Raw genomic sequence first — 12482 nt, 5'->3', positions numbered from 1 at the left:
CGCTCACGCTTCCCTGATGCGCTTCGCCAGCGCCGCCAGTTCGTCCTGCGTCATGCGCAGCTTGGGCCGGCTGAATTCCATGTCGTGGACACCATCGATCGGAATGAGGTGGATGTGCGCGTGGGGCACCTCCAGGCCGATCACCGTGAGCCCGATGCGCGCGCAGGGCACCACCGCGCTGATCTTGTGGGCCACCAGTTTGCCGAAGGGCAGCAGACCGGCGAGCACATCATCGTCCAGGTCGAACAGATAGTCCACTTCGATCTTGGGGATCACCAGGGTGTGGCCGGCGCGCAAGGGGTTGATGTCCAGAAAGGCGAGGTGCCGATCGTCCTCGGCCACCTTGTGGCAGGGGATCTCACCGCGCACGATCCGGGTGAAAATGGAGGCCATCAGCGGGTGATCTCGATCACTTCGAAACGCGTGATACCGGCCGGGGTCTCCACTTCGGCCACCTCACCGCGGGCCTTGCCCAGCAACCCCTTGCCGATGGGCGAACCCACGCTGATCTTGCCCAGCTTGATGTCCACTTCGGTCTCGGCCACCAGGATGAATTCGTGCCGGCTGCCTTTGTCCACATGGCGCACCACCACGCGGCTGTGGATGTACACGCGCGAGTCGTCCAGGCGTGAGCTGTCGATCAGCCGGGCGTTGGCCATCTGCTCCTCCATTTTGGCGATGCGCGCCTCCAACAGCCCTTGTTCCTCCTTGGCCGCGTGGTATTCGGCGTTCTCGCTCAGGTCGCCCTTGTCGCGCGCGTCGGCGATCTGCTGGCTCAGATGTGGGCGGTCCACGGTCTTCAGACGATGCAGTTCTTCCTGCAGTTTGCGGAGACCTTCTTCGGTGTAGTAGGCCGGGGTGCTCATGGGGCGGTGCCGGTTTCGGCGGGATACTCGTCCACAACGGGTGGATAGAATGGAAGAGGACCCCGTGAGGTCCTCTTCCAAGAAGGGTGTTATGTGATCAGAGCGTGATGCGCAGGCCGATGCTGTGTACGCCGGAGAAGGGGTTCGTGGCGCGATAGCCGTAGTCGATGGCCAGAGCGGACTTTTTCTCATCGCCGAAGGGAAAGTCCACGCTCAGACCGGCGCTGGGGCCGGTGAAGACGGTGGTGCGTTCCGCATCGTTGGTGATGCCATCCTCATACAGGTAGCCCGCGCGCAGGTGTACCATCTTGCGGAAGGCGTACTCCACACCGAGGATGCCCTGGTCCTTCGTAAAGGAGTTCGACACGAAGGTCCCGGCGAAGCTCAGGCGGTGCATGTCGTTCACGTGCCAGTCGTAGGAGAAGCCGATCGTGAGCAGGGAGGGGATCTCGAAACGGTCCGAGCGCTGTTCCAGCGTCAACTGGTCGCTGCCCTGCACCAGAAGGCCCTGCACCGAAAGACCATCGCCGGCGAATTGCATGGCGGGTCCCACGTTCTTCAACGCGATGCCGAAATGCACGTTGTCCAGCGGACCGGTCACGTATTGGATGCCGGCGTCGAAGCAGATGCCGCTGGTGCGCACGTTCGAGATGGCCTCACTCACCACGCGCAGGAGCATGCCGCCGTGGATGCTGTTGGAGAAGCTCTTGGCGTAGGATACCCCGATGTTCGCCAGGCTGGGGCTGAAGGTTCCCCGGCCGCCTTCGGGCACGTCCACCGTGGTCACCTCCAGTTCACCGAAGGACATGGTGGTGGCCGAGAAGCCCAGCACGCCGGATGCGCCCACATGCTGGCCAAGCCCCACGCTGTTGATCTGCACGCCCGCCCCCGACAGCCAGGTGGTGTTGGTGAAGAGCACCTCGGTGCGGCCCACGTGGGCCAGGCCCGCGATGTTGCCGAACATGGACTCCACCCCGCGGATGGAGGCGGTGTTGGCCAGGCCCCACCCGGCCGATCGCGCCCAGGGGTTGATCAGCAGTTGTGTGGCGCCCGCCGATCCCGCGCGGTCGGGGTTGCCCGCCCAGGCGGGCAGGGTGCCCAGGGCCACCAGGGCCGCGGCGGCGGCCAGCCGTTGTTTCGTACGCATCATCTCGTGCATCCTTGTATGGAGGGTCTTCAATCGCGTATCAGAAGTTCTGCAGATCGAGCGGCCGCAACGTGCCGAACCACTTGATCACTTTCTCGCCCACGCCGGGTACGTCCACATGGCAGATGTACACGCCGCCCGCGATCGGGATGTTGTTCTGGTTCTTCAGGTCCCAATCCAGGTAGGTGAGGTCGTTGTCCTTGCGGAACTTCCGCACCAGGGTGCCGCCCACGTTGTAGATGGAGATCGTGCACGTCTGTGGCAGGTTGATGAACTTCACCCGGTTGTCCAGACGCGATGTCTCATAGCCGCTGAAGGCGTTGTAGGGGTTGGGCACGATGTTGATCATGTCCAGCGCCTCGTTGGCCACGGCGAGCACACCGGTCTCGGTCTGCAGCCCGCGCGTGCTGAAGCTGTACAGCGGCAGGCCGTTGTTGCGCTCGGGATTGATCGGCGCCAGTGAACCGGGGTAGTCCACGTAACGGGTGTACTTGCGCTCCACGTTCAGCACGATGCGCACGTCGGTCTCCAGCAATTGGCGGCCAGGCACCAGCATGGCGCTGCCCACCCAGCCCACGGCGCGGAACACGCGGCGCAGAGGCTCGGGCTGTGTGCTTTGGATCGTCGTGTAGATGAAGCGGCACTCGTCATAACCCGGGATGCGGATCTCGGAGTTGGCAGCACCGGCGGCTTGGCGGCGGTCGTTCTTGAAGACGTAGATCCAGTGGCATCCGCCGAAGACCGGCTCACCGGCGTCGGTGAAGAGCTCCGAACTGGGGTTCCAGATCATGTCGCGCCCGATCTCGCCACCCCAGAAGCTGTTCTCCGAGTAGGCGATGTTCAGGCGTTCGCCGGTCTCCAGGTCGATGGCGTAGCCCGGGAACCAGCCGGCCCCGGTGGGCTGCTCGCCGCCCAAGGTGGCTTCGTCATTGTTGGCGCCGGGGCTGCCGGCCTTGCGACCTTCCTTGTCTATGCTCGGGGCGGCACGCAGCGCAAGCTTGGCGGCACCACCTTCAGCGAGCACGGGAGCCGTGCTGCCTTCATTCTCCAGCACCACGGCGCGCGACCACTTGCTCTTGTCCTTGGTGAAGACCACCTGGATGCTCGGTGTCTCGTGGAGGAAGGAAGCACTGCTCTGGGTGAGCGACACCTGCTGGTTGTTGCTCGGTTGGAAGGAAGCCTGGCCCACCAAGGCCCAAGGCGCCCACGTGCCGCCCAACAGGCGCTCATACAACTGCTCGTTGTCGCGTCCCGCGCGGTCGTTGTAGATGGTCGCATCAAAGGTCTGGGTGCCCGAACGGATCCAGTTGGTGGGGATAGGGCCTTCGCCATCGGGGATGCCCGTCAACCAAGCCTTGGAGGGATCGGCGAAACTGATCGCGCCATTGCCGATGGGCAGGGTCGTCAGGTTGTTGCTCGCATCGAAGGGGTAGAACGTTTGACCGATGGTCACCGAGATGCCCCACTGCGGGAACAGCTGTTCATACTCCAGGTTTATCACGCGGTCGCTGAACACCGTCTGGTCGGTCGACAGATTCTTGATGTACCAGTAAGCATCATCCAGATTGTTCGGGGTGATGGAGTCCTGGAACCAGACTTCGAAGTCGGCCTCGGGCACGCTCAGCGGGTCCACCACGCGCACATTGATCGGACCTGCGCCGGTCTTGTAGACCAGCTTGTCACTGCGCCAGGGCGGACCGGCGGTGATGGCGTTCTCGGATTCGGCCGTCAACTCCAGGCGCAGCCCACCGTTGCCGGCACCCTCCCAGCGGGTCACCTGCATCTGATCACCGAACTGCGCGTTCTGGATCGTACCACCATTGCCCGGAGCGGGCTTGTGCGGGATGCCCACGTAGGATCGGATGGCACCGAAGGCGGCTTTGCGGCCAGCCACGTAACGGAAGGCCTGGCCGGAACCGGAGGCCACGTTGTAATCCTCGAAGTTGTTGTACCCGTACGTGATCGCCAGGAAGTAATAGCTCTTGAAGTTCACCAGTTGCTTGTCGCCTTGGGCGAAGGCGTCCTCGGTGATCCGCACGGCATGCTTGATGCCCTCATCAGCGCCATTCACCATCTCACGCGGTACGGCCAGGTCCAGGGTCGGATCGTAGAGGTAGTTGATGATCTGCCCGATGCCGTCCTTCTTGTCGGCTTGGTAGACCAGGCGCGCCTTGTTCACGTCCTCGATGTCGGAAACGCTCACGGTGGCGTCCTTCAGCTGGTAGAGCTTGTAGCCCTGGAAGCGGTAGAAGCGATCGTAGGGGTTGCCGTTCACGTCGGTGGCGGGAATGGTGGGATCGAGTTCCTGGTAGTTCTCGTTCTCGTTGTTGCTGCCCGGCGGATTGAGCAGGAAGACGATCAGCTCGCGGTCCAGTTCCCGGATGTCCAGATCAGGTGCGTCGGGACCATCGAGGATCTTGAAGCAGTTGTCGAAGAGGGCCTGGGCCTTGTCGTCGGCCAGGCGCATCAGTTCCACGCTGGCCACGGCGCCGCCTTGCGAAGCACGGGCGTAGACCACACCCACCGTGATGTTGTTGTATGCGCCCGGCTCCAGGGTGAAAGGACCTGCGCTCTGGGCGAATCGGCGGTCGGGCTGGGCAGGGGTCTGCTCCAGTTCGCGCCAGTCGGCCTGCGGTGCGCAGTCGGTACCCCAGCCCACGGGGTCGGTGCTCCAGGGGAACATGTAGAAGGCGCGTAGGGCGTTGGGGTCCTCGCTGTAGCCATTGCCGCCGTAGGTCTGCGGGCGGTTGTTCTTCCAGATGGAACGCAGGTAGTTGTAGAAGTGCGTGGCGTTGGCGGGGTCGGTCAGGTTCGGGTTGCCCTCCCGGTTGAAGTAGATGAAGGCGCGCATGCCGAAGCGCTCATTGTCGATCACACCGTCGCCGTAACCGATGCCGATGCCATTGTAGGGAATACCGCCCTGCTGCTGGTACTCCTGGCAGCTCAGACCCTGGAGGGGGCCGGGGTTGTCGATGTCGTCATAGTCCTGGAAGGGACCCTCGAAGAAGTCCACGCCGATGGCGGGCGGCGGCGGATTGGGGCCTCCATAGCCCACGGCACCCAGGCAGGGCTCGTCCACATCGCTCCAGTTGTAGCAGAAGCCCAGACCGCGCTGCACATCGCAGCCGGTGAAGTCGTCGTTGGAGCAGCCCACGTCGGGGTCCACGAAGTGGCCGAAATACGTGTTGAGCAGGGTCTGCGTGCCCCGGTTGATCACCACGTAGTTGTAGAAGGTCATGTTGTTGATCTCGTCGTTCGAGTTGAACGAGAAAGCCTGGGCCTGCACTTCCAGGCCGATGGGCTGGCCCTGGGTCTCGGTATGCACGTTGCCCTTGTCGTTGAAGATCCAGAAGATGTTGTCGTCACCGAAGAGGGGCACGGGATCCTCGCGGAATTTCGATTTGCAGTCCTCCACGGAGAGGTTGAAGCCGTAGTCCGGATAGTCGCCGTCGAATGGGTTGTAGAAACCATCACCGTCCCAGTCCACGAAAGGCGCCAGGTAGAGCGCCTGTCCGGCGTCCACATTGCCCATGGCGGGCCAGGTGATGAAATCCGGGGGTATCGAATAGCCATTGGGGAAGAGCACCTCCAAGTCGCACTCGGGGTCCTCTGAGCAGAGTTTCCACTGGATGTGGGCTTCGGCCTGGCTGCGCTTGGTCTGCCAGAAACGGTCGTATTGCTGGCACACATCGAAGTCCACGGAAGCATCACCCGTCACGGTCAGCGGGCCTGGCCAGAAATCATTGCGACCGCTGGCGCGGTAGAGCACCGCGGCGATCTTCAACTGGTTGTCGGGCGAAAGCCCGCCCATCCACAGGGCACCCGTGTAGATCGCGTTGGGGCCGCTGAAATCGGCGGTTTTGGGCACTTCATAGCCCGAGCGTCCCGAGGCGCGGCGGGTCCACTTGTTGCCGCCGTTCTCGATCACCGCACGCACGTTGTTGAAGTTCAACTGTATGATGCGCGAAGAGGGTGCGCAACTGGCCGCCTTCGCCGACCCTTGTGGGGGTGGCGGTGGGGGGGCGTTGTAGCCCGAACCCGCGGGTGGTGCGATAGCCCAGGCATACATGCCCAGACACGCGGCGAGACTCAGAGCGAAGGTTCTGGTGGAAAACGCGCTGTGAGTGCCTTTCATGGTGTGTGGTCGTTTGTGCATCAGAAGTCGAATCGGACACCCAGGCGGATCTGGCGTGGGAGGCCGAAATTGAAGGGGTTCTCGATCCGAAGCGTGTACAGATCGCGGAAGGCGTCGGGGTCCACCTGGCTGCGGTCCGTCAGCAGGGCCAGGAAGCCGTCGTTGTCGGGCGAGCCGGTGAAGCGGTACACGTTGATGATGTTGCGGGTGTTGAACAGGTTCGTCACCAGCAGGAAGACGTTCAGGTTGGCGCTCTTGGCCTTGTCGCCCTCACCGCCGAACTTCAACGGGATGTCGCGGTCGATCTGCATGTCGGTGACGAACTGCCAGGGCAGGCGCGCGCCATTGAGCGATCCGTCGAGACGGTAGTTGCCCGAACCGGCACCCTCGTTCACCACCTGGCTGCTGCGGCTGTACGGCGTGCCGCTGCCCAGGATGCTCACGAAGTTCACGCCCGTGCGCTGGAGGATGGGCGTATCGAACAGCATCGGTCCGTTGTAGTCCTTGCCACCACCGTAGCGGAAATCGACGGTCGCTTGGAAGCGGTGGCGCTGGTCGAAGTCGAGCGGCGAAATGGTTCGCAGGTTCGGCTGGCCGGAGTTGATCAGGTTGATGCCCGTGTTCGGGCCGGAACCGGTGCCGTCGGCGAACTGCAGGGTGTAGCCCAGGCGCATCCACACGTTGCCCGTGCGGCGCAGGTCGTAGGCCAGGCTGAAGCCCTTGACGGTGCCGAAGTCGAAGTTGTCGTAGGTGCGATAGTCACGCGGCCAGGCGTTCAGCACGTTGCGGATCTGGATCTGGTCACGCAATTCGCGGTAGAAGGCGGCGATCTTCAGCGAGGAACTCTTGGTCAGTACCTGCTGGAAACCCAGTTCATAATCGATGGTCTTCGTGGGACGCAGGTTCGGGTTGGTCAGGATCTCGCCTGTGTTCTCGATGTAGGCGTAGCCGATCAGGTCCAATCGGCTCTGGATGGCGTTCGGGCGCTGGGTCAGCACATCGTAGTGGGCGAAGAAGACGGCCTCATCGCTGATGGGGAAGGAGAAGGCGATGCGGGGCATCACGTTCACCGCGGGCGCATAGTCGCGGAAGGCTTCCTTGCTCAGGTTGCTGCCGATGAGGCTGCCGGCGTTGCCACGTTCGATCAGATAAGGTCGGATGGAGCCGCCTTCCTGCAGGCTGGTGCCATCGGCCAGTTCCACGCCCGTGGCGCTGTACCAGATGTCGCCATTACGGTAACCCTTGATGACGTTCGGACTTTCGTAGTTGTCCACGTACACCACGTAGTCGTTGCCGATGTTGCCCGGGCGGTTGGCCAGCTGTTCGGAGATCGATACGTCTGGCACGCTCGATCCGGCGGTGTAGGCGTCCTGCCACAGGTACATGTCCTTCAACACGTTCTGGTTCGCGTCGTAACGGTCCACGCGCACACCCACGTTGAAGATGATGTCGTCGAAGGCGAATTTGTCCATCACATAGCCGGCCATGTAGATCGGCTGGAAGGGCGCCTGCAAACGGGTGAAGTTGCCGTTCACGTCCTTCTCGTCGAAGAAGCTGTTGAAGCTTGGGCGGCCCGTGAGGCGGTTGCCCAGGTGGTCATAGCCCACATAGCTCACCAGGTTGTTGCCGTCGTTGATCAGCTCGTCCGGGGAGAACATGTCCAGGCTGAAGACCCCGGGATCAAGGGCGTCGATGTCGATGTAGTCCAGGCCGTTGGGGTCCAGGCCCAGGGCTTCACGCAGACTGCGGTCGAAGTAGCGCTGGTCGTCGCCGCGGTTCCGCGAATAGAAGTAGAAGGGGAAGGGGCTCTGGGGCAGCAGCGCGATGTTGGTCACGGCCGTGTCCTGCCACTCCTCGATGTGGAAGTTGGCCAACTGGCGACCGCGCGTCCACAGGCCCACCGGAGCCAGATCATAGCGGCGCTGGGTCAGTTGCTCGTATTCCACCCCCACCATTACGGCATGCTGGCCGATGTCGGCGCTGCCCATGGCCGTGAAACGTACCTGATCGTTCTGGCGGCGGCGGAAGGGCGCACCGTTGGGGTCGTCGATGAAGCCGATGTTGTTCCAGAGCTGGTACAGCGAAGCCGGGCGCATGCCGTTCCACAGCACGCCACGGGCCACCGTCTCCTGGAAGTTCTGGTAGAAGCCCACATAGTTGGGGTCGCTGCCGCCCGGTGCGCCGAAGAGCTCCTGTATGGGGAATTGCTCCGGTGCGAAGGCGTTGAAGTAGAAGTTGTTGACCGCGGCCAGGTCCGGGTTCTGGGTGCCAGGGGTGAAGGTCACCAAGGTGTCGCGCTCACCGATCTGGTCCCATCGTCCGTTGCGGAACTCGAACTGCGGCGCCCTGTGGGTGATGAACTTGCCTACATAACCATAGTCGAAGAAGCGGTCGCCATGGACGAAGTCCTCCACGTTGTTCTGGTACCGCGAGTAGTCCAGTTGCAGGGAGTAGTAGGCGTTCTTGATCGTGGCGCGCTTCTCCTCCTCATCGGTGCGGTTCTGGAAGCGCTGGGTGAAGCGCACGAAGGTGCGCCAGGTGCTCTCCTTGATGCGGGTGTTGTTGTCCGCGTTCAGCAGGGAGTTGCGGCGGTTGAAGATCTGGCGGTTGCTGTAGTCCACCGAACCACCCACGCTCAGGTTGATGGTGGGGGTGGTGGTGATGTCGATCTTGCCGGAGCCCAGGTAGTAGATCTCGCCGGCGTTCTGGCGGGTCTTCAGCATTTCGGTATCACTGGTGCGCAGATACTCGCTGCCATAGACCAGGGTGTAATCATTCACGCCGCTCTGGAATAGGCGCACAGGGTTCTCCAGCAGGAAGTCGCGCACTTCGGGCCTTACGCGCACGTCACCCGTGTAGAGCGGACGGCCATCCACGATGTTGCTGTACTGGCCCGAGAGGAAGAAGCCGATCAGGGGTTTGGTCTTGTTGCCGATGCTGTCCTTCTTGAACAGCAGCGGGCCCGAGAGGCTGGCCTCCAATTGATTGAAGCCGTATTTGTCCAGGCCGTACACGGTGGTGATGTCTTCTCCGAACTTGTAACCGGAAGTAAGGTATTCCACCCCACCGAAGAAGTTCCGGCTTGGGCCACGAGTGGTGATGTTGATCAGACCACCGGTCACGTCGCCATAGTTGGCGGGCACCCCGCCGGTGATCACCTGCACCTCCTCAATGGCGCTCTTGGGCAGACCGGTGCCGGCGCCTGCGGGCACCTTCACACCATCTATATAGTAATAGGTGTTCTCGGCGCGCGCGCCGCGGATGCTGATGCCCCCGCCCGTGCCGGCATCGCTGGTGCCCGCCACCGTGGTGGCGATGGAGGCCGCCGAACGGCCGGGCATCTTGGCGATGTCCTCACGGGTCACCGTGCCACCGCTGGCCCCGCCGTCGCGGTCGATCAGGGGCACGGTGTATTGCACCACCTCGAATTCCTTCAGCTCGATACCCTGGGTGAGCTTCAGGTCCAGGAAGGTGATGCGGTTGGCGCTCACCACCACGCCCACCTGCTTGTAGGGCTGGTAACCCACGTAGGTCACCACCACATCATAGGTGCCGGGGTCGATCGGCTTGATGTCGTAAGCACCGTTGAAGTCCGAGGCCGCCCCCGTCACCTGCTGGCCGCCGCGCTCCAGCACGACGTTCACGAACGGCAGGGGTTCGCCGGATTTGTTATCGGTGATCTTGCCCCGTAGACTGCCGGTGCCTTGTTGGGCATGCAGTGCCATCACCAAAGGGAACAGGGCGACTGTGGAGAATAGCCTTCTCACCATCAACGGAAAGGTTTATCGTTCAGCGGTACTGCGCAACGAGGGGGCGTAAATATAGGAAGATCCCGGATCGGCAAAATTTTCCTTGATACGCGGGAAATGCTTGTCCCCGTAAGGGTTTCGGCGTATGCTGCGACCGTGTCGGAAGGGTGTGCGCGCATGGGCTTCCCATCATCGGCGGGAAAGATATCCGCATGGGCGATCCATGGCGGAGGTGGTCCGCGCCAAGATCATGGCATACCTATACAGGTCTGGGCTACCTTTTCCGCTTGAACAGTGCCGGCGGGAAGCGGTCGCGCGGCGCGCCGGGCTTGCCCTTGTCGGAATGCTTCAAGTTCCGCTTGATGCGCTTGCGCGACTCCTTGTCCTGGATGGAGAGGTGGTGCTTGCGGTCCTCCTTCTCCTTCGTCTTGCGGGCTTTGGCGTCCTCCTTCTTCTTCTTGGCCTGGTTCTTCTCGAACTGTTTCTTGCTGATGCCGTCCTGCGCCACCGCCACCGGTGGAAGGGCGCACCACAGGGTGGCCACCAGGATCATCCGCATCAACTGGCGCAACATGGATGCAAGGATAACGCCCGCATCACCGTTCCTGGCATGTCTACCTTTGATTGTCGAACCCCAGGGATGGACCATTGACATGCGCCGCATCGCTCATATCCTGATCGCCTTTTTGTCCTTGGCCACGGTGCTGGGCGCGTGCCGCAAGGACCGTCCAGGTGGCGTGCCCTTGACGCCGGTGGACATCACCATCAACGTGAACAACCCGGCCTATGCGGACCTGTCCGTGCCGGGAGGCTGGCTCTATCTCACCGGTGGATCCATGGGGATCATCGTCTACCGCAAGTCCATGGCGGAGTTCATGGCCATGGACCGGCATTGCCCCTATCAGCCCCAGGACTATTGCCGGGTGTATGTGGATGACAGCGAGGTGATCGCGCGCGATACGCTCTGCTGCGGATCGGCCTACTTGATCATGGATGGCAGCGTCACCCAAGGGCCGTCCGCCCTGCCGCTGCAGCCCTACAACACGGCCTTCAACGGCACGATCCTGAGGATCTACAACTGAGGCTGGGACGCGTTCGGGCCCCTGCGCTGGTTTGAAGGGTGAAGCACCCCCGCTGAAAAGCGAAGGGGTCGGCGTTAGCCGACCCCTTCCTATCTCATGAACCGGTCATCAACCCCTCATCCTCCAACCTCTCATCTTCCTCAGTACCGGTATTCATCACTCTTGAACGGCCCCTCTTTCGGCACGCCGATGTACTTGGCCTGCTCGTTGGAAAGCTCCTCGAGTTCCACACCGATCTTCTCCAGGTGCAGTCGCGCCACCATCTCATCGAGGTGCTTGGGCAGCACATACACCTTGTTCTCGTACTTGTCGTGGTACTTCCACAGTTCGATCTGCGCCAGCGTCTGGTTGGTGAAGCTGTTGCTCATCACAAAGCTGGGGTGGCCGGTGGCGCAACCCAGGTTCACCAGGCGGCCTTCGGCCAGGATGATGATGTCCCTGCCGTCCACATTGTACTTGTCCACCTGCGGCTTGATCTCCACTTTGGTGTGGCCGTAGGCCTTGTTCAGCCAGGCCATGTCGATCTCGTTGTCGAAGTGGCCGATGTTGCACACGATGGCCTTGTCCTTCAAGGCGCGGAAATGGCGCTCGGTGACGATGTTGAAGTTGCCCGTGGCCGTGATGACGATGTCCACCCGGCCGATCACCGTGTCGAGTTGCTTCACCTCATAACCGTCCATGGCGGCCTGAAGGGCGCAGATGGGGTCGATCTCGGTGACCACCACGCGGGCGCCGGCGCCACGCAGGGAAGCGGCCGTGCCCTTGCCCACATCGCCGTAGCCGCAAACCACGGCCACCTTGCCGGCCATCATGATGTCGGTGGCCCGGCGGATGGCGTCCACGGCGCTCTCCTTGCAGCCGTACTTGTTATCGAACTTGCTCTTGGTGACACTGTCGTTCACATTGATGGCCGGCATCGGCAGGGTGCCCGCCTTCTCGCGGTCGCGCAGCCGCAGCACACCAGTGGTGGTCTCCTCGCTCAGGCCGCGGATACCCTTGATCAACTCGGGGTATTTGTCGAAGACCATGTTGGTGAGGTCACCACCATCATCGAGGATCATGTTCAGCGGCTGGCCATCGGGGAAGGCGAAGAGCGTCTGCTCGATGCACCAGTCGAACTCCTCGTTGTTCATGCCCTTCCAGGCGTACACGGGGATGCCCGCTGCGGCGATGGCGGCGGCGGCATGGTCCTGGGTGCTGAAGATGTTGCAGCTGCTCCAGCTCACCTCGGCGCCGAGCTCCTTAAGGGTCTCGATCAGCACGGCGGTCTGGATGGTCATGTGCAGGCAGCCCGCGATGCGTGCTCCGGCCAGGGGCTTCTCCTTGCCGTAGCGCTCGCGCAGCGCCATCAGGCCCGGCATCTCGGCCTCGGCCAGTTCGATCTCCTTCCGGCCCCAATCGGCCAGGGAGATATCCTTCACCTTGTACTTCAGTTGTTCAGTGGTCTTGGGCATGGTCGTTTCCATCGGGTCGCAAAGGTAGGAGGATGGGATGGGACAGTGG

8 protein-coding genes are annotated in these 12482 nt (G+C 62.2%); 1 reads left to right on the top strand and 7 read right to left on the bottom strand.

Annotated features, from left to right (window positions below):
- Window positions 1-3: 3 nt before the first annotated feature.
- The 6 genes from KIT10_08720 to KIT10_08695 form a co-directional block, all read right to left on the bottom strand.
- Entirely contained in the window at window positions 4-393 is a 390-nt protein-coding gene (locus tag KIT10_08720; protein ID MCW5899341.1) for an HIT family protein, read from the bottom strand.
- Window positions 393-866 (bottom strand): transcription elongation factor GreA, encoded by a 474-nt coding sequence (greA, locus tag KIT10_08715; protein ID MCW5899340.1) that lies wholly within the window; start codon window positions 864-866, stop codon window positions 393-395. Before greA ends, KIT10_08720 begins: the two co-directional genes overlap by 1 nt.
- Before the next feature lie 97 nt (window positions 867-963).
- Window positions 964-2016 (bottom strand): PorV/PorQ family protein, encoded by a 1053-nt coding sequence (locus tag KIT10_08710; GenBank protein ID MCW5899339.1) that lies wholly within the window; start codon window positions 2014-2016, stop codon window positions 964-966.
- 37 nt (window positions 2017-2053) lie between these two features.
- Window positions 2054-5965 (bottom strand): T9SS C-terminal target domain-containing protein, encoded by a 3912-nt coding sequence (locus KIT10_08705; protein ID MCW5899338.1) that lies wholly within the window; start codon window positions 5963-5965, stop codon window positions 2054-2056.
- Window positions 5966-6168: 203 nt separating this feature from the next.
- Window positions 6169-9918 carry a carboxypeptidase regulatory-like domain-containing protein gene (locus KIT10_08700; GenBank protein MCW5899337.1) on the bottom strand — a complete coding sequence of 1250 codons (3750 nt, stop codon included), beginning with the start codon at window positions 9916-9918 and terminating at the stop codon, window positions 6169-6171.
- Between the two features lie 253 nt (window positions 9919-10171).
- On the bottom strand, window positions 10172-10471 hold the full coding sequence (locus KIT10_08695; protein ID MCW5899336.1) for a hypothetical protein: 300 nt from the start codon (window positions 10469-10471) through the stop codon (window positions 10172-10174).
- A gap of 79 nt (window positions 10472-10550) precedes the next feature.
- Between KIT10_08695 and KIT10_08690 the strand changes: the two genes are divergently transcribed.
- Window positions 10551-10979 carry a hypothetical protein gene (locus tag KIT10_08690; GenBank protein ID MCW5899335.1) on the top strand — a complete coding sequence of 143 codons (429 nt, stop codon included), beginning with the start codon at window positions 10551-10553 and terminating at the stop codon, window positions 10977-10979.
- Between the two features lie 140 nt (window positions 10980-11119).
- On the opposite strand, the gene ahcY is transcribed toward KIT10_08690, so the two are convergent.
- Window positions 11120-12433: an adenosylhomocysteinase gene (ahcY, locus tag KIT10_08685; GenBank protein MCW5899334.1), complete on the bottom strand. Its 1314-nt coding sequence runs from the start codon at window positions 12431-12433 to the stop codon at window positions 11120-11122.
- Window positions 12434-12482: the final 49 nt, after the last annotated feature.

It is taken from the genome of Flavobacteriales bacterium (assembly GCA_026129465.1).
GTDB lineage: Bacteria > Bacteroidota > Bacteroidia > Flavobacteriales_F > PHOS-HE28 > PHOS-HE28.
Note: the sequence above shows the minus strand (reverse complement) of the source record. Positions and strands in the feature narration are given on the sequence as shown.